Consider the following 17,837-nt stretch of genomic DNA (forward strand, 5'->3'; position numbering starts at 1 on the left):
TGATGTCGGATTTGTTAAAAAGACCCTGCCCGGAAAGTTCCGGACAGGGTCGTCAATCTTCAGTCGGCAGCCACCCAATCTTCGCCTCCGCCGCTGCGCTTGGCATAATCGTGATCCAGCGAAGCTTCCATCAGATCGCCGTAAGCCCAGTGCGCAGCCGATACGTCCGGCCATGTCGCGCCTTCCGCGCCGTGCAGCGGTCCGCGGTCGAACAGCCGGTTCAAGATCGTGACCGCTTCGGCCCGCGTCAGCGCCTGCTGCGGACGGAACGTGCCGTCCGGGTAGCCGGACATCAGACCTTCGCTCTGTACGGCGGCGATGAGGCCGCCGGACCAGCCGTTCGCCCGGACATCCGGGAACCCGCCGGTCGAACTGCCTGCCTTCAAGCCCAAGTAGTTGAACGCGATCGAAGCCATTTCTTCGCGGGTAATCGCGCCGTCCGGCTTGAAGCTGCCGTCCGTGTACCCTTTCATCCAGCCTGCTGCCGTGACCTGACCGACGTAATCGCCGGCCCAATAGCCGCTCCGCAGATCGGAGAAGGCGGCCGCTTGCGTACCGGAGGCCGCTTGCAGTTGGCCCAGACGGCTCAGCATCGCCGCCATCTCGGCCCGGATCACGCCTTGATCCGGACGCAGCGTGCCGTCGGTATACCCCTGGATATACGCGTCATGGTGCGCCGCTTCGGCCAGATGCACAATCGTGAACGTGCTGAACTTCTGGATACCGAAGCGCAGGCCGAGCTTGCCGCCCGCCGCCGCGTCCATCGTCACGACTTCGCCGCGTACCACTTCCTTGGTGCCGTCGCTGTGTTCGATATACACGCCCAGTTCCCGCAGGAAGTCGGCGCGCTGCGCCGCGTTCTCCGGCAGTTTTGCCGCGTCCAGCGGCAGTACGAGCGTCACCGGACGGCTCGACAGATTGGTCTCGATCGTCATCGGACGCGAGGCAACCGTTGCCGCTTTGTTGCCGCTCAGCTCGCGCACGACCTGTTCGGTCACGGCGCGATTCTCGACCTGCTGCCGCTGCTGCGGCTGCTTGATCGGTACGAGGCGGAAGTACAGGTCGCCGGACACCCCTTCGAGCGAAGAGGCCGGTACGACGACCGTGCCGTTCGGGTTGTGGATCTCCAGATTCACGCCGCTGCGGGTCAGCAGCGCGATCGTTGCCTGCGGCAGATTGACGTTGACTTCGCCGATCGCGTCGGTCGGATCGGGAATAAGAATCCGCGCGGTCGGATCGTTTTTGGCCAGCGCTTTGCCGATCGCTTCCTGCGCTTTGGCCGGCGTGAACGTCACCTGGTCGCTCAGCGACCCGTCCGCGTTCGTCGTGCGTTCCAGCTCGACCCGCGTCAGATCCGTCAGCCCTTCCGAGCCGGCCGCCACGTCTACCGAGATAATCTGCTTGTTCGGCGCCGCAGGTACCGGCGGCGGCGAAGACGGAATCGGGACGGACGGCGGCGGCGTAACCGGAGTAGTCGGGTTGGTCGGGTTCGTCGGCTCGACCGGCACAAGCGTCAGCCCCGAGCGAGCCGCGTTCAGACGGTTCAGCGCGGCATCGATCCGGGCCTGCGTCGCCGTCTTGTCGCCCAGGACCTGCGCCGCTTCATCCAGCGCGCCCTGCAGTTCGTTCCACGTCGAAGGCGTGTAGGCCGAACCCTTCAGATCCTCGCCGATGATGATGTCACGGCGCTGCTGAAGCGCCGTTTTGTCGACGACTGTGAACGTGCGGGTCTTCACCGCGACCTGCCCGTTCTTCTTCGCGGTCACTTCAACCGTGTACGTGCCCGGCGGCAGCGACTGCTTCGAAGCCAGGTTCCAGGCGCCGGTCGACGGGTCGATAACCGCCGCACCGCCTGCGCCGGTGACGATTTGGCCCTGCGCGTCGCGAACGACGACGTCGAGCGATTCCGTTCCCGGCTCGGTCATGCCGCCGAAGGTCGGCTCGTCGCCGTAGACGACACCCGTTACGGTATCCGGCTGCGCGATCGTCAGCGCCGCGCCGAATCCGCTGTGGGCCGGTTCATTGAAGCTGCCGACCGTTCCGCCGTTCAGCCCTTTCAGGCTGCCCGTCGCCGAGTCGTAAGCCACGCCGACCGTGTCGACGTTCGACAGGTCGAGATCGGCCGGCAGGTTGATGCGTACCCGCGTCGGGTCCTGCGGATCGACGCTGATATTCGACGGCAGAAGCGGCACGTCGGTGCTGCCGACACGGACCGTGAAGCCGGCCGGTACCTGGCCGCCGAACGTCACGCCGCGATCAAGCGTCACCGTCACGCTGGAACCGGAAGATCCTTTTTCCAGCACCGCCCGGTCAAACGAGGCTGCCTGAAGCTTCAGGCCGTCGTAGGCGTCGGACAATGCTTTGAGCGCCTGGTCGATTTGAGCCTGCGAAGCGAGCGGGTTGCCGAGTTGAAGCTTCGCCGCGGCCTGCTTATTCACCAGATCGGACCAGCTTGCCGGCGTATAATCGTTCTCTTTGAGCTTGCCTGCGGTCAATTCGCCGTCGATCAGAGACACTCTGGCGTCCAGCGCCGTCTTGTCGACATGGGCGAACGTGAAGAACTCTCCGTCGGCCAGTTTATCGCTGCCGAGCGTGAGGCTTCCCGACGCATCCAGAGGCAGGAATCTCGGGTTCTGCAAATCTTCCCGGGAGCTGACGACCAGATAATGCTGTTCCGGCTGCGCGGCATTGCGCGGCGCAAGATCGAGCTGCAGCGTGACCGCTTGATTGCCCCAGTTGGTCGTATCCGCTTTGTGGATACGCTCCATCCGCTTCAACGAGACATCCTGCGTCTGGGCAATGGTCTGCGTGTAGTTCGCGTCGGTGCCGTTATCGCCGAAAATGAAAAATGACAAGTCCGCGGCGAATTCGTTGAGGTTAGCCGAGTTGGTCTCCTGAACGGCCGTGCCCAGCGCCGCCGTTACGACCGCGCCCGCTTCCTGCGCTTTGGCCTGCTTCTGCTTCAGGCCGCTGCCCGAATCGCTGCCGATGCTCGTGATTCGGTGCGTGTACGAGCCGTTGAGTACGGAGTCCCACACTTTATTTTCGCCGGAATCGAGGTAGGAAGCGTCGTAAGTGTCCCCCGGACTGATTGTATATCCGTTCTTGATCGCCAGGTAAGTGCTCACCTTTTGGCGCTCCAGATCCGTCAGGGCGCGATCGTATACGATGATATCGAGGATCTTGCCGTCCCAATACCCTTCGGCTTGACCTTCCGGAATGACTTTGCCGATGGCCGCACCGTGCGTGTCGGTCGTATTCCACATCTTGGGCACGATTTGCCCGAATCCGTTCGGCTTATTCTCTTCGACAGGTTTCATTTTGCTGTATAATCTGGCAATGTTATCGTTTCCGCTTTCTCCGCCGGTCCAAGTCAGGAACTGCTCATGCGGAAATTCAACGTTAGCCAGATTGTCGACGGAATACATCGTTTGGGTGCGGTCCGTCGAAGAGTTCATCGGAGTCAGTCCCAATTTGCTTCCGTTTCTCAGCATGCCCGCGGCCGTATTGACGCTGTTGGCCGTTCCCCACGCAATCACATAGCAGATCCCGGACAACGTATCGGTTTTGGCCGCGATCGCGACCGTTCTGGCCTTTTTGCCAAGCGGCAGCGTATTGATGCCAAGCGACAAAAAGTCCCGATCAAAATCCAGCACCGGATTGAAGTTGATATTGTGCGCCGAATCATTCCAATACGTCGGCTGTGACGCCGCCGCGGTCTGAGCCGCATTATTGGCCGACGCGCTCTGATCTTTCCAGGACGCCACGGATTCTCCGTTCATCGAACCGGCGTCCATATCCGATCTCATCCACAACACCGGTCCGGCCACGCCGCCCGGATTGATCGTGACCGCGGCATGAGCCGTGCCCATCGCTCCGAAAGCCCCTTCGGCCGTACCGATCACGACGGCCACCACCAGCAGCGAACGGAAGCCCCGTTTCACGCCGTAACCCCACTTTTTGAATTCCATAATTCCCCCACTTTCCGATTTGAATAGCCATCCTCTATTTCCCCTCCAGCCTACCAAACGGACATGTACAAAAAATATACAAGTCCCGTATAGGTGCGCCGCAGACGGGTTCGGAAGGTTTTTTGGACGTCGGAAAAATCCCTATTTAAAAAAACCCTCTGTCTGCCGACATATATAGTAAATTTTATTCACTTTTATTCCGTGCATCCAATCGCTTGGAACGAAACCCGTGATCGAACAGGAGGAATATCCGGCATCATGTTAATCGGCGTATATCATCGTACCGACCCGTTCGAGGCCATTGGACGAGCGCGCATCGACGCGCTGCTCGCGGAAGCGGAGCGCCAGAACGTCTCGCTCTGCTTCTTCGGCCTGGACGGCATCGATCCCGAAAGGGAAACGATCAAGGCGCTTCACCCCCATCACGACCAATTCCACCTGCGCGAGACCCCTTATCCGGACGTCGTGCTGAACGAAGCTCCGGAGCTTGCCGCCAAGCGGCCCGAAGCGGAAAAAGCGCTGCGCCAAAAAGTTCCTTTTGCCGTTCACCTGATCGGAGACAAAGAGGCGGTGGCTTCGTCCCTTCAAGCGGAGTTTGCCGAGCTTCTGCTGCCGACGGAGCCGCTCGACTCGGCGCAGCGCGCCCTGGACATGCTGGCGCTCTACGGCGACGTCGTCATCAAGCCGGCCGCGGGGCGCCGCGGTCAGGGCCTGCTGCGCCTGCGCCGCGAAGCGGACCGCTACCGGCTGGACGAGAGCGGCGGCGCTTCGCGCCTGCTCGGCCCAAGCGCGCTGAACAAACGGCTGCGCCAAATCGTCTCCGGCCCGCGGCGCCATCTGGTCCAGGCCTGCCGGCCGACCTTGACGCCGCAGGGCGAACCGATCGATTACCGCGTGCACGTCCAGCGCGACGAGCACGGCGAGTTCCGCGTGACCCGTACCTACCCGCGCGTCGGCCGGCCCGGGTCGTTCGTCAGCAATCTCGGAGCGGGCGGAACGAGCCCGGATCTCGAAGAGACGCTTCGATCCCTGCACGGAGAAGACGCCGGAGCGCTGCGGATCAAGCTGGAACAGACGGCGCTGCGGCTGGCGGAAGCCGTCAATCGGCCGTATCCTTTTTTGTGCAACGAACTCGGGATCGACCTGCTGCTCGGCGAGCGCGGCGAGATCTTTTTCCTCGAAGCCAACGCTTCGCCCGAGACGCGCGACCACGAAGAGCTGCGCGCGGTGCGGCTGCTCGGCTTCTGCCGGCATATGCACGCCGTGCGGAGCGGGCAGATTCGCACGCGGCAGACGCTCGGCATGCTCGTGTCCGAAAGCGACAACGAAGTGCGGCTGCACGACGCCATGGCTTTTGCCAGCGCCGCGCACGATGCCGATTTCTTCTGGTTCCGTCCGGTCGACGCGGCGTTCGCTTCCCCGCTGCTCAAAGCGCAAGTGTTTGAACGCGGCCGCTGGACGGCGCAGTACCGGCGCCTGCCCGACGTCGTGTACGACCGGCTCAAGGAACGGGGGCTGCGGCGCTCGGAGCAGGCTTACCTCAGGCTCGAAGGCATCCCCAACACGCATTCGCGTCCGGCCGGCAGCTTCAGCAAGCTCAAAGCCTACGAACTGCTCTCGGGCGATCCCGAAGTCGCTCCCCATCTCATTCCGTACGCTGCGCTCGATTCCGCCGCGGCAGCGAAATCGTTTATCGACGACCACGGCCAGACCGTGATCAAGCCGAGCGGCGGGACGAAAGGTTCCGCGATCATCGTCGTCCGGCGGGAAGGCGAGCATTATCGCGTCGACGATCCGCTGTACAGCCATCTGCTGCCCGAAGACCGGTTATCCGAGCTGCTCGGCGGATTGGCCGCAAGCAAAGAGATGGTCCTGCAAAAATTCGTCGACAGCGTGACTCCGGAAGGACTGCCTTTTCATATTCGCGTCCATCTGATCCGGGGCGACGACGACCGGTTCCACATTATCGGCCATATGCCGTATATCTCCACGCAGCAGCGCCACAAAGTCGTCAACCACCATACCAACCTGCGGGCCTTCACCCAATGGAGCTGGTTCCTGCCGTACCAGTTCCCGGGCCGCGAAGAAGAAATGGACGCCCGCGTCCGCCGTTTCGCTCTTGCCGCCGCAGATCGGCTCGAAGACCGGATGGAACACAAACTGTGGGAAATCGGGCTCGATCTCGGCATCGAACGCGACGGCTCGATCTGGCTGTACGAAGCCAACATGAACAAAGTCGGAGTCATCAGCCGCGAACTGGAAGCGTCCAAAATCCTGGTGCCTTCCTGCCTGCGGCTGATACGTCCGTAGATCCGTAGATCCGTAGATCCATAGATCCATAGATCCATAGATCCATAGATCCTATTCGATAATCAGGAGCGTGCCTTATGAACAACAAGAAGAATGCAGCCCGCAGCAAAAGCAAAAACAAAACAAAGGTCATGCTCCGTTCCGCCGTGCTCACGACCGGCCTGACCGCTCAGCTGTTGAGCGGTTCCTCCGTCGCGGCCCACGCCGAGCCCGCAACTTACGAAGGCGATTCGTTCGCCTATCTCAGCCAGTACCTCGGCCTCGGCGCCGCTTACGCGGAACCTGCGGACGACACGCTCTCCGACCAACCGTTCGAAGCGCTGGGCGAATCGGGCGGCGACACGGGCGGCGGCAGCCCGGGCACCGAAATCCCCGAAGCCGACCTCGCCTGGCAGAGTCTGACGGCCGAATCCGGCGACCAATCGGCGACGCTTCGTTATACCAAGCCCCGGAACTTCGAAGACGGCCGCCTGGAAATTTCGGGAGACGACGGCATGAATTACGAAACGGTCAACCCGTCGAACGTTTCGAACCTCACGGACACGTCGCTGACCGTCACGGGCCTCGTTAACGGGAAAACGTATTATTTCCGCTTCGCGATCAAAAGCCATTCGAACGTAGGCTACTCCAACTTCGTATCGGCTACGCCGAAAGGCACGCTTCCGCCAGCGGAAACGCCGCCTCCGGTCGAGACTCCGCCTGCCGCTCCGGCACCGGCGCCTACGTTCGAAGTCCCGGCACCGACGACCGCACCGACGACTGCACCGACTACCGCACCGACAACCCCGGCCGCAGGCGCGGAAGAATCGATCCAGGTGCTCGCCGTCTCGGCCGGCAACCTGACGACCCGTTCGGCCAGCCTGACCCGTTCCACGGCGGAGGACGGCTCGTCGCGCGCGGAACTCCGGCTGACTCCGCAAGGGATCTCCCAGGCTTCCGAGCAGGCGGCACGCGGCGAGACGCTCGCTTATCGCCTGCCGCAGCTCAGCGGTACCGCCATGCAGATCCTGTTGGACGGCAGCACGCTTGCGCCGCTGTCGAGCAAAGCGAATAAACTCTCGGTCAGCACGGCCGACGTCGGCATCACGTTCCCGGTCGAACGCCTGCGCCTGTCCGAAGCCGCGCAGCGCCTCGGCGTGACGTCGGATCAAGTCTCGATCCGGATCGAGATCGAGAAGACGCCCGTATCGACGACTCCGGGCGCCTGGACCAAAGCGGTCGGCGCCGTGCCGGTCGGCGACGCGTACGCGTTCCGCATGATCGCGAGCAGCGGCTCCAAATCGACTGACATTAACGGCTACGACCGCCGCTACGGCGAGCAGACGATTCCTGTTCCCGCCGGTTCCGACCTCGCAAGCCTCGGCGCCGTCATGCTCGTCGACGGTAAATACGTGCCGATTCCGGTCACGTTCAAGGACGGCCAGGCGATCCTGCACACGACCGGCGGCAATCCGGTCCTGCTCGTTCGTTACGACAAACCGGCCGATTCCGGCAAATGGTTCGATAGCGCGGTCAGCGCGTCGACGACCAAAGGCATTCTCGAAGGCCGCGAAGTCGCCGCGCCGCTGGACCGCGAAGCGTTCGCCCGCATGACGGTACGCGCGCTCGGCCTTGAGTCGTACGGCACGAACGCCGCTTCGTCGCTGGCCGCGCTGCGCAGCGCGGGCTTGTACGAAGGGCTGCCGGCCAGCGTCCAGTCCGACGGAGCGATCACCCGCGAAGAGATGATCGCGATCCTCGTGAACGCCAGCCGCCAGTTCGACCTGCAGCTGAACGCCCTCGCCCCGGCTTCGACCACGGCGAAAAACGCGTTCGGCGATGCCGGCGACGTCTCCGAATGGGCCGATTCGTACGTCGAGACCGCGTACGCGGCGGGCCTGTTCCGCGGCGACAAAGGACAGATCATCGCCGCGCAGCGCCAGGGAACGGCCGGCGAAGCCGCCGCGCTGCTGGTCAACCTGCTGCGCAGCACGGGACTGGCCGATCCGGCCGGCAAATAACATTATTTTGCAAGAAGCGATTTTTGGAGCAGCTCCATTGGAAAATCGCCTGCAAGCAGCGAGGTGCGCCAGCGCCGCGCAATCAGAACGGCAAAAAAGAAGCGGAAGGCCCCGGGGCCTCCCGCTTCTTTTTTTTGGACTTGCCGCATGCCGCATCCGCCGCCGCGCCCGACAAAACCGGCACCCGAAAGGTCGGGCGGAGGCGGCCAAAATCCGGTATCTTGAAATCAAGGAGGGGAATGCGGTGAACTTACTGGAAAATATGAACGAAGCGATGGCTTATATCGAACAGCATCTCGGCGACGAGATCGACCTGAAGGCGGCTGCCCGGATCGCTTTGTGTTCGGAGACCCATTTCAGGCGGATGTTTTCGTTTCTCGCCGGGGTCACGCTGACCGAATACGTCCGGCGCAGACGACTGACGCTGGCGGCCTGGGAGCTGCAAAGCGGCGGCGCGAAGATCGTCGATCTCGCGCTCAAGTACGGATACGACTCGGCGGATTCGTTTGCGCGGGCGTTCCGGCAGCTGCACGGCGTGACGCCGTCCGAAGCGCGCCGCAGCGGCGCGAAGCTTCAGGCGTATCTGCCCATGACCTTCCGATTGACCGTTGAAGGAGGAGAGCGCATGAAAGTTCGTATCGTGGAAAAAGAAGCTTTTCGCATCGTCGGCATCATGAAGCGGGTTCCGATCGTGTTCTCGGGCGTGAACCCGGAGATCGCCGCGATGTGGCACAGTCTGGACATGGACAAAATCGGCCTGATGAAAAAAGTATCGAATATCGAACCCGGCGGCCTCGTCAGCGCTTCGACCCGGTTCTCGGAAGAGCGGATGCAGGAAAAAGGCGGGCTCGACCATTACATCGGAGCCGCGACCACCCTCGCGGTTCCGGAAGGCTTCGCTTCGCTGGAAGTGGAAGCTTCGAGCTGGGCCGTGTTCGAAGCCGTCGGCAAATTCCCGGACGCGCTGCAGGAGACATGGGGCCGCATCTATTCGGAGTGGTTCCCTTCTGCCGGCTATGGGCAGGCGGAAGGGCCGGAGCTGCTGTGGAACGAGCAGCGCGACCAGAGCGCGCCGGATTACCGCAGCGAGATCTGGATTCCGGTCGGAAAGCGGAAGGACGGAACGAAACCGGACAGAACGGAGCCGAACAGAACGGAGTCGAACACAACGGAGTCGAACACAACGGAGTCGAACACAACGGAGTCGAACACAACGGAGCAAGCTTGAAAAAGACCCCGAACGGAAGCCGGGCCGCGAGGCCTGCGCTTTCGTTCGGGGTCTTCGAATGTACGGTGAAATATAAGGATTGAAGTCATGGGGCTGCCGATGATAAAAAGGCATTAACGATCATAAAAAGGTTTTTTCCATGATTCCATACTGTATGAGCACTTATAGTATGAAATCTAACTATAATCCTTCTAAGAAAAATCGGAATTGTCCTGAGAACGGCGTGAAGTTCGCCCTCAAATTCCCGGCGGATGCGCGTCCGTTCCGAACGCGCATCCGCCGGTCCCCTGTCAGTCGCGCCACTTCATAAAGCGGCGCTCGAACAGGTCGACCAGCGCGAACAAGACGAATCCGGCCGCGCTGAACAGCAGGATGCCGGCATACATTTCGGGGTAATCCAGCCGCAGCCAGGCGTCCATGATGAAGTAGCCCAAGCCGTGCTCCGTGCCGTAGATTTCCGTGAAGAACAGGACGGAAAAAGCCGTACCAAGCGAGATCCGCACCGTGCTGAGAATCGGCGACAACGCGCCGGGCAGCGTGACGTACGTGAAGCGCGCCAGGCGGCCGGCCCCGAGCGTGGTCAGCACGTCGTACGCGGCAGCCGGAATCGCTTTGACCCCGTCGCGTACGGAGATGATGACCTGGAAAACGAGAATAAGCACGATCATGGCGATCTTCGACGCTTCGCCGAGACCGAGAAACAGCATCGCCACCGGCAGCAGCGCGATCTTCGGAATCGGATACGTCAGGTACACGACCGGATCGAGCAGCCGGTTCCAGCGCGGCGAGCGGCCCATGAGCAGGCCGAGCAGCAGCCCGCCGGCCAGCGCAAGCGCGAGGCCGGCGAAGACGCGGCCCAGACTCGTACCGACATGGAGCGCCATGTCGCTTCCGTCCAGCGCAAGCAGCGCGCGGTACACGGCGGCGGGAGACGGCAGCATCTCCCGCTTCAACAAGGCGGACAGCAGCGCCCACAGCCCGTGCAGCGCGGCGAAGACGGCCAGCAGCCGCAGCAGCGGCTGCGCGTGGCGTCCGTTCATGGGGCGCTCACCGCCCCGTCGCCCAACATCCGGCGCAGCGTGCGAACCTGCGCATAGAAGCGGTCATCGTCGCGCCGGCTGTCAAACGGCAGCGAGCAGATCGCTTCGTTGTCGATCACGCGCACGCCGGCAGGCGAAGCGCCGGCGGACACGCTGGCGGGCGCGGCGCCGGAAGTTCCGGCCGCGGTGCCCGAAGACGCCGGGGCCGGACGCTTCGCTGCCGCCAGCAGCACGATCTTCCGGCCGAGCAGGACGGCTTCTTCCACGTCGTGCGTGACGAACAGCATCGTCGACGGCTGCGCGAGCCAGCTGCCAAGCAGCAGGCGCTGCAGCCCTTCGCGCGTCGCCGCGTCGAGCGCGGAGAACGGCTCGTCCAGCAGGAGCAGGTCCGGCCGCACCGCGAAGGCGCGTGCGATCGCCACGCGCTGCTGCTGCCCGCCGCTCAGCGCGCGCGGATAGCGGCGTTCCAGGCCGCCCAGGCCCATGAGGCCGAGCCAGCGGAGCGCGGCCTCTTCGCGCTGCGCGCGAGGCTCCGCCGGACGCGCGATGCGCAGCGCGGTCCGGACGTTCGCGAGCGCCGTCTGCCACGGCAGCAGGCCATAGTCCTGCGGCACGAAGCCGACGCGCACCGCCGGTCCTTCGGATCCGGCGGCGCCGGCCGCGCGCCCGCCGCCGAGCGGGCGGCTGCCCAGGGCGAGACGGCCGCCGAAGCCCGGCAGCAGTCCCGCGGCCGCCCGCAGCAGCGTCGATTTGCCGCTGCCCGATAAGCCCAGTACGGTATAGATGCCGGGCTCCGGCAGATCCAGGTCGAGCGGACCGAGGACCGGCACGCCGCCGTAGTCGACGCGCAGCCCCCGCGCGGCGAAGCCTCCGCCGCCCAAAGCGTCAGCCGCAGGCGCATTCGATCGGGGCGAACGCTTCTCCCGATCGAACGCTTTGCGGCCCGGTTCGCTTCCGGCCGCATGCCTGCCGGCCGCGGGATCTTCCGCTTGGCGGCTATATCCGCCAAGCGCCTGTTCGTCTTCCATCTTCTTCCCTCCTCCTGGTGGGTCGCCCCGGTCCTGTTCGCGTGCTTTCCATCATGTTCCTTCCATATAGAGCATCGAAACCGGGGATCGGGGAATGTCTGCCTGCCTGCCCGGACGTGGGCGCCCTGCTACCTCTTCCCCTCATCCGGCCTTCTATTTGAACCGCACGTCCGACATGACGTCCGCGGCTTGAAGGTCCCGCGTCAGCAGCCCTTTGTCCCGTGCCCAATCCAGGGCGGAATCCACCTGCGCCGGATCGGCCTGAACGGCCGGCCCGTAATCCGGTACGTCGATCTGTTCTTTGAGCGTCTCCGGATACCCGACCTTTTCGATAATGAGATCGAGGTAGTCGGATTGCTCGCGGCCGTGCATGTAATCCACCGCCTGGTCGTACGCGGCGTACATGCCGCGAATCGCGTCGGCCTTGTCGTCGATGACGCGCTGCGGGAAAGCGAGCACGAACGGATTGATCTTCGCCGTATGCGTCGAGCCCAGCACTTCGAGCCCCGCTGCCGTGCCCATCGTCACGAACGGCTGCGGCAGTACCGCCGCGTCGGCTTTGCCGTTCTTGAGCAGCTCAAGGCGCGTCGGGATCTGCGGCACTTCGGTAATGGTAATGTCGGCTTCCGTCAGTCCGGCCTGCTTGAGCATCATCGCCATCGTGTATTCGGTCAACGTGTTTTTGGACAGAATGACCGTTTTGCCTTTGAGGTCCGATACGCTGCGGATGTCCGCGTTCCCGGTCAGCAGATCGAATTCGCCGAACGTCGTGCTCGTGATTTTCACGTCCTGGCCCGCTTCGTTATAGATCGAGATCGCGACCAGATCGGCGCTGAGCCCTTCGACCTGCCCCGCCTGAAAAGCGACGTCGCGGTCTTTGGCGCTTTTGAACGTGCGAATATCGAGCGTCACCCCGTTCTCGGCATCGAAGCCCTGCTCGTGCGCCACGATAAAAGGAATAGCGTCGATCGACGGCAGCAGTCCCAGCGTGATCGTCTCTGCGGCCGGCTTCCCCGCGGCGGCCGCTCCGGCCGCGCCATCGCCGGGCGAAGCGCCGCAGCCGGCCAGCGCCGCGCCGATCGCGGCCGCAAGCAGCAGCAGTCCCGCCCGGCCTTTCGCGCGACCTTTTTTTCCGTGCACATGCTCGTTCCCCATTTTCCCCAACCCCTGTTCCTGGTATGCGTCTCTTTTCGGCTCTACATTGTTAATTAATTCACAATGTATGCCGGACGTCCTCATTCTACTCTTCTCCGCGCATTTTGTATATTCAAAAATTGAGATAAATACGGCGGCAATATGACATTTGTCATCTGTGTCATCTGACATTTATGACTGTGGCAACGCTTCGATCCCCGTTATACTTGGGTACAAGAGAGGCGTTCCAAGGAACGTCCGCGAAAGGGGAGTCATTCATGACCGCGTCCCGTGCCCACAATCCAATTACGGAACTCAAGCAGCACATGAAACCATACGAAAAAGCAGATACCAAAGCCAGCGTTTTTCAGCTGTTGAATACGATTATCCCGCTCATCCTGTTCTGGGTCGGAGGTTATCTGGCCATGTCGATCTCTTATTGGCTGGCCCTTCCGCTCCTGCTCGTCGCTTCCGGCTTCGTGATCCGGACGTTCATCATTTTCCACGACTGCACGCACGGTTCTTTTTTCAAAAACAAAAAAGCCAATGACATCGTCGGCACGATCACCGGCGTCATTACGATCATGCCGTACCGCAAATGGAAATACAGCCATACGATGCACCATGCGACAAGCAGCAACCTCGACAAGCGCGGCGAAGGCGACATGTGGCTGCTGACGACCGAGGAGTATGAACAAGCTTCCTTCTGGACGCGCCTGGCTTACCGGTTCTACCGCAACCCGCTCGTCATGTTCGGAATCGGACCGATCTTCGTCTTCCTGATTCAAGGCCGCTTCAACCGCAAAGGCGCCAAAGCTCTGGAACGCCGCAACACGCACCTGACGACGATCCTGATCGTGCTGCTGTACGCGGGTCTGGTATGGGCAATGGGCTGGCAGGCCTTCCTGCTCGTGCAAGGTCCGGTCTTCTTCTTCTCCGGCATGCTCGGCATCTGGTTGTTCTACGTGCAGCATCAATTCGAAGATTCGTACTTCGAACACGAAGAAGAATGGAACTACGTGAACGCGGCCGTCGAAGGCAGCTCGTACTACAAACTGCCTAAGCCGCTTCAGTGGATTACCGGCAACATCGGCTTCCACCACGTGCATCACCTGAGTCCGAAAGTGCCGAACTACAATCTGGAAAAAGCGCATGATTCGTCGATTCCGCTGCAAAAAGCGACGACGATCACGCTGAAAACCAGCCTGCAATCGCTCAAGTTCCGCCTGTGGGACGAAGAAACCAAAACGTTCACCGGCTACAGCCGGAAAGTTCGCAGCGGACTTCCGAAAAACGCGGTCCAGACCGTATCCCGCGAACTGAACAAAAAGACGGCTCTTCCCCACGATTGATCGATTGTACGCCGCTTGATCGATCAGGGATAGCTTCACGGATCCAATCATCCGACCCCGGCATTCCGCATTCCGGGGTCTTTGCTTTGCCGAAAACAGAACGAAAAAGCCGCTTGAGTCGGCGATTTCGCCATTACGACCGATTCCGCGCGCAGCCCGCGACGGGGTCGGTTTGGGAAAAAAGGGGGCCCCGGGTTATAATGATCACAAAAAATCAGGTCGTGCGCAGACCCGCGGCGGTCGTGCCGCCGGCATCGCTTTATAGGGGGCAGTCGATCATGCAGAAGTGGTACCAAATCTTCCAGCGCAGCACCGGCCTCAATCCGTACGTATGGGTCGTTTTCTATATCCTGCCGTTCTATTTCATCTTCCGCTCTTCGACCCCGTTCCATGTCGTCACCGGCATCTGCATGGTCATCGGATTCTTCGTCTGCTACCTGCTGGCGTTCGCTTCCAAAGGCCGCCTGCTCTATTTCTGGACCGTCATGCAGATCGTATTCTCGGTGTCGATGACGCTGATGTTCGGTTATATGTATTTTGCGGTGTTCCTCGCTTATTTCGTCGGGAATATTCGCAGCAAAAGCGGCTTTTTCACCTTGTACTGGGTTCAGCTGGCCGCCGCGCTCGCTTCCGTCTACGTCGGTTACGTGCATCTGAATCCGCTGATGGTCAGCCAGTGGCCGTTCGTCGCCCTGACCGTGATCGCGGTCATCCTGCTGCCGGTCACGACGTACAACCGCAACCGCAGCGAACGGCTCGAAGGCCAGCTCGAACATGCGAACAAACGCATCTCGGAACTGGTCGTCATGGAAGAACGGCAGCGGATCGCGCGGGATCTGCACGATACGCTCGGGCAGAACCTGGCGCTGATCGGACTCAAAAGCGACCTCGCCGCCCGGCTCGTGAGCAAAGACCCGCAGCGCGCGGAGAACGAAATCCGCGACGTGCAGCAGACCGCTCGCGTCGTGCTGAAGGAACTGCGGGAGCTCGTTACGCAGATGCGCGGCACCCACGTCGAAGACGAAGTGCACCGGCTGCGGCAGATTCTCAAGGCAGCCGAGATCGAGTTCACGCTGATCGGCGATCCGGCCGAGACGCGTACGTCGCTGCTGAACGAGAACGTCGTCAGCATGTGCCTCAAGGAAGCGGTGACGAATATCGTCAAGCACAGCGGCGCAAGCGCCTGTTCGATCGAGATCGAGCCGCTGCCGGCGGAACTGATCGTGCGCGTGTCCGATAACGGCAGCGGGCTCGGCCAGGGCGACGGGCAAAAGCGCGGCGACCGGCAGGGCAGCCGTTCGCGCGGCAGCGGGCTGCGCGGCATGCGCGAACGCCTCGAATTCGTGAACGGCCGCCTGGAGATCGCGGCGGCGCTGCCGGGCGAGAAGGGAACGACGCTCACGATGCGTATCCCGAACGTGCTGGCGCAGCAGGAGCCGGAGCCGGAAAGCCTTGCGCCGGAAGCATCTCCGCCCGCCGTCGGACGGGCGATCGACAAGGAGGGGTAAGACGATGATCAGAATCGTTATCGCGGAAGACCAGCGCATGCTGCTCGGGGCGCTGGCTTCGCTGCTCGATCTGGAAGAAGACATGGAAGTGGTCGGCCGCGCGGGCGACGGCGAGGAACTGGTGCGCCTCGTTCGGCTGCACAAGCCGGACATCTGCGTCATGGACATCGAGATGCCGAAGAAAACGGGACTCGAAGCGGCCGAGGAGCTCAAAGGCTCCGGCTGCCGCGTGCTGATCCTGACGACGTTCGCGCGTTCCGGCTACTTCGAACGGGCGATCAAGGCCGGCGCGCACGGCTACCTGCTCAAGGACAGCCCGAGCGAGGATCTGGCCGAAGCGATCCGCAGCGTCATGTCCGGCCGGCGCATCTATGCGCCGGAACTGGTCGACGACGCGCCTTTTGCCGAAGAGAATCCGCTGACCGAACGGGAGAAGGAAGTGCTGCTGCTCATCTCGGAAGGCAAAAACACGAAAGAGATCGCAAGCGAGCTGTCGCTGACGAACGGCACGGTGCGCAACTACGTCTCGGTCATCCTCGACAAGCTCGGCGTCGGCAACCGGATCGAAGCGATTACGCGCTTCAAGGAGAAAGGCTGGTTCAAGTGAACCGGCTTTTTTGCGTTCTTTTCCCAAATCGTCTTCACGCATAAAGTTCGGAACGTCTGTACAACCCCTCCCCTTTTGCGCTATGGTAAACAGAGAATTTTTTCAACGAGAAAGGTGTGCGTACACATTGCGGATTAACAAATATATCGCCGAGTCCGGCTTCACGTCGAGACGCGGAGCGGACAAAATTATCGCCGAAGGCAAAGTGACGATCAACGGCGCGCCGGCCGACCTGGGCAGCCAGGTGGAACCGGGCGACGACGTGCGGGTCGGCGGCAAACGGATCAAAGAAAAAGCGGCGCAGGAAAACGTCTATATCGCGCTCAACAAACCGGTCGGCATCACCAGCACGACCGAGCGCAGCGTCAAAGGCAACATCGTCGATTTTATCGGCCATTCGCAGCGGATCTTCCACGTCGGCCGGCTCGACAAAGACTCCGAAGGCCTGATCCTGCTCACGAACGACGGCGACATCGTCAACCAGATTCTGAGAGCGGAGAACCGGCACGAGAAAGAATACATCGTCACGGTCGATCGTCCCCTCACCCCTGAGTTTATCCGGAAAATGGCGTCGGGCGTCGAGATTCTCGATACGAAGACGCTGCCGTGCGAAGTGGAGCAGCTGTCCAAATTCGTGTTCCAGATCACGCTGACCCAGGGCCTCAACCGCCAGATCCGCCGCATGTGCGAAGCGCTCGACTACAACGTCCGCGCGCTCAAGCGCACGCGGATCATGAACATCTACCTGAACAGTCTGCCGACCGGCAAATGGCGCGACCTGACGCCCAAAGAGCTGGACCGGCTGTTCAAGGATCTGGATTACACGCCGCGCAATACGTAGTCTGTTTGTCCGTTCAAAGCGAGCCCTTGAGGTTCGCTTTTTTATATTACAAAAAGTAATTGACGAACTTTAGTAAACCGATTATATTATGATTAGTAAACAACTTTAATTTACATAGAAACTTGCGAGGAGCAACTGACGATGACGATGAAATGGACGGCAACGGCGATGCGGCTTTTATTGGGAACGATCTTTTTGGCGCACGGCATTTCGAAATTGAGCGGAGGCATCGGCAATACGGCGGACTGGTTCGCAAGCGTGGGCCTGCCCGGTTTTCTCGCCTACATGATCGCCATGCTGGAGTTGGTCTGCGGCACGATGATGATTCTCGGGCTGCTGACACGGGCGTCGGCCGCCGCCTTTATCGTCGTCATGATCGGCGCCATCGTCACGGTCAAGCTTCCGGCGGGCCTGCTCGGCGCGGGCGGATCGTCGGGTTACGAACTGGATCTCGCGCTGATGGCGCTGGCCGCTTACTTCGCCGCTTCCAGAGAACCGGGATTCGGCATCGACAGCCTGCTGGCCGACCGGGAAGCGCGCGAGGAAGCGGCCGAAGCTGCGGCCTTGTCCTAACATTCAAGCGAACGGGGTTTGACCGAACCTTCGCTTTTTCCATAGATGCAGTCTGCCCCTCCTGCCGGAGGGGTTTTTCGCGTTTCTATATTTCTGTGCTTCCTCTCTGCTTCTTTCCCGCAGCTTCTCTTTATTTTTCCTGTACCTTCCCTTTATTTTCTCTTTATTGTCTGTGAACTGGGTGTTTCTTGACCAGACAACTATGTACGCTATGACATAGCTTGTCAAAACGTAATCGTTACGAT

Annotated in this window: 13 protein-coding genes; 8 read left to right on the plus strand and 5 right to left on the minus strand. The window is 61.4% G+C overall.

Annotated elements, in window-relative coordinates; all coding sequences use genetic code 11:
- Positions 1–59: 59 nt before the first annotated feature.
- Positions 60–3,971 carry a DUF8202 domain-containing protein gene (locus FFV09_RS09275; RefSeq protein WP_141447573.1) on the minus strand — a complete coding sequence of 1,304 codons (3,912 nt, stop codon included), beginning with the start codon at positions 3,969–3,971 and terminating at the stop codon, positions 60–62.
- A 258-nt stretch (positions 3,972–4,229) separates the two neighbouring features.
- Between FFV09_RS09275 and FFV09_RS09280 the strand changes: the two genes are divergently transcribed.
- Together FFV09_RS09280 and FFV09_RS09285 are read left to right on the plus strand one after the other, a co-directional pair.
- On the plus strand, positions 4,230–6,281 hold the full coding sequence (locus FFV09_RS09280) for a YheC/YheD family protein (RefSeq protein ID WP_141447574.1): 2,052 nt from the start codon (positions 4,230–4,232) through the stop codon (positions 6,279–6,281).
- 77 nt (positions 6,282–6,358) lie between these two features.
- On the plus strand, positions 6,359–8,281 hold the full coding sequence (locus FFV09_RS09285) for an S-layer homology domain-containing protein (RefSeq protein WP_141447575.1): 1,923 nt from the start codon (positions 6,359–6,361) through the stop codon (positions 8,279–8,281).
- Positions 8,282–8,283: 2 nt separating this feature from the next.
- Here the strand turns inward: FFV09_RS09285 and FFV09_RS23715 are convergent, their stop codons facing one another.
- Positions 8,284–8,430, minus strand: coding sequence for a hypothetical protein (locus tag FFV09_RS23715; protein ID WP_170314979.1), 147 nt, complete (start codon positions 8,428–8,430; stop codon positions 8,284–8,286).
- Between the two features lie 95 nt (positions 8,431–8,525).
- On the opposite strand from FFV09_RS23715, the gene FFV09_RS09290 reads away from it, so the two are divergent.
- On the plus strand, positions 8,526–9,509 hold the full coding sequence (locus FFV09_RS09290; protein ID WP_170314980.1) for an AraC family transcriptional regulator: 984 nt from the start codon (positions 8,526–8,528) through the stop codon (positions 9,507–9,509).
- 290 nt (positions 9,510–9,799) lie between these two features.
- On the opposite strand, the gene FFV09_RS09295 is transcribed toward FFV09_RS09290, so the two are convergent.
- The 3 genes from FFV09_RS09295 to FFV09_RS09305 form a co-directional block, all read right to left on the minus strand.
- The gene (locus FFV09_RS09295) at positions 9,800–10,549 is read right to left on the minus strand and encodes an ABC transporter permease (RefSeq protein ID WP_141447576.1); all 750 of its coding nucleotides are present in this window, start codon (positions 10,547–10,549) and stop codon (positions 9,800–9,802) included.
- Positions 10,546–11,577, minus strand: coding sequence for an ABC transporter ATP-binding protein (locus tag FFV09_RS09300; RefSeq protein WP_141447577.1), 1,032 nt, complete (start codon positions 11,575–11,577; stop codon positions 10,546–10,548). Before FFV09_RS09300 ends, FFV09_RS09295 begins: the two co-directional genes overlap by 4 nt.
- Positions 11,578–11,730: 153 nt before the next feature.
- Complete coding sequence (locus FFV09_RS09305; RefSeq protein WP_141447578.1) at positions 11,731–12,732, minus strand: ABC transporter substrate-binding protein; 1,002 nt, start codon at positions 12,730–12,732, stop codon at positions 11,731–11,733.
- Between the two features lie 257 nt (positions 12,733–12,989).
- Between FFV09_RS09305 and desA the strand changes: the two genes are divergently transcribed.
- From desA to FFV09_RS09330, 5 genes are all read left to right on the plus strand, one after another.
- Positions 12,990–14,063: a Delta(5) desaturase DesA gene (desA, locus tag FFV09_RS09310; RefSeq protein ID WP_141447579.1), complete on the plus strand. Its 1,074-nt coding sequence runs from the start codon at positions 12,990–12,992 to the stop codon at positions 14,061–14,063.
- A gap of 278 nt (positions 14,064–14,341) precedes the next feature.
- Positions 14,342–15,571: a sensor histidine kinase gene (locus tag FFV09_RS09315; protein ID WP_141450409.1), complete on the plus strand. Its 1,230-nt coding sequence runs from the start codon at positions 14,342–14,344 to the stop codon at positions 15,569–15,571.
- Positions 15,572–15,575: 4 nt separating this feature from the next.
- Positions 15,576–16,178, plus strand: coding sequence for a response regulator transcription factor (locus tag FFV09_RS09320; RefSeq protein ID WP_141447580.1), 603 nt, complete (start codon positions 15,576–15,578; stop codon positions 16,176–16,178).
- A gap of 82 nt (positions 16,179–16,260) precedes the next feature.
- A complete protein-coding gene (gene rluF, locus FFV09_RS09325) occupies positions 16,261–17,019 on the plus strand; it encodes a 23S rRNA pseudouridine(2604) synthase RluF (protein ID WP_141447581.1) in 759 nt (252 codons plus the stop codon).
- 141 nt (positions 17,020–17,160) lie between these two features.
- On the plus strand, positions 17,161–17,592 hold the full coding sequence (locus tag FFV09_RS09330) for a DoxX family protein (RefSeq protein WP_246098513.1): 432 nt from the start codon (positions 17,161–17,163) through the stop codon (positions 17,590–17,592).
- The last annotated feature ends 245 nt before the right edge of the window (positions 17,593–17,837 follow it).

This window comes from Saccharibacillus brassicae, assembly GCF_006542275.1.
Classification (GTDB): domain Bacteria; phylum Bacillota; class Bacilli; order Paenibacillales; family Paenibacillaceae; genus Saccharibacillus; species Saccharibacillus brassicae.

Bases quoted from the DNA above. Each gene is read 5' to 3' on its own strand.
- FFV09_RS23715 (WP_170314979.1), bottom strand. From the start codon at position 8,430: ATGCGGCAAGTCCAAAAAAAAGAAGCGGGAGGCCCCGGGGCCTTCCGC.
- FFV09_RS09315 (WP_141450409.1), top strand. From the start codon at position 14,342: ATGCAGAAGTGGTACCAAATCTTCCAGCGCAGCACCGGCCTCAATCCG.
- FFV09_RS09305 (WP_141447578.1), bottom strand. From the start codon at position 12,732: ATGGGGAACGAGCATGTGCACGGAAAAAAAGGTCGCGCGAAAGGCCGG.
- FFV09_RS09330 (WP_246098513.1), top strand. From the start codon at position 17,161: ATGACGATGAAATGGACGGCAACGGCGATGCGGCTTTTATTGGGAACG.
- FFV09_RS09295 (WP_141447576.1), bottom strand. From the start codon at position 10,549: ATGAACGGACGCCACGCGCAGCCGCTGCTGCGGCTGCTGGCCGTCTTC.
- FFV09_RS09320 (WP_141447580.1), top strand. From the start codon at position 15,576: ATGATCAGAATCGTTATCGCGGAAGACCAGCGCATGCTGCTCGGGGCG.
- FFV09_RS09275 (WP_141447573.1), bottom strand. From the start codon at position 3,971: ATGGAATTCAAAAAGTGGGGTTACGGCGTGAAACGGGGCTTCCGTTCG.
- FFV09_RS09300 (WP_141447577.1), bottom strand. From the start codon at position 11,577: ATGGAAGACGAACAGGCGCTTGGCGGATATAGCCGCCAAGCGGAAGAT.
- FFV09_RS09285 (WP_141447575.1), top strand. From the start codon at position 6,359: ATGAACAACAAGAAGAATGCAGCCCGCAGCAAAAGCAAAAACAAAACA.
- FFV09_RS09280 (WP_141447574.1), top strand. From the start codon at position 4,230: ATGTTAATCGGCGTATATCATCGTACCGACCCGTTCGAGGCCATTGGA.
- desA (WP_141447579.1), top strand. From the start codon at position 12,990: ATGACCGCGTCCCGTGCCCACAATCCAATTACGGAACTCAAGCAGCAC.
- rluF (WP_141447581.1), top strand. From the start codon at position 16,261: ATGGTAAACAGAGAATTTTTTCAACGAGAAAGGTGTGCGTACACATTG.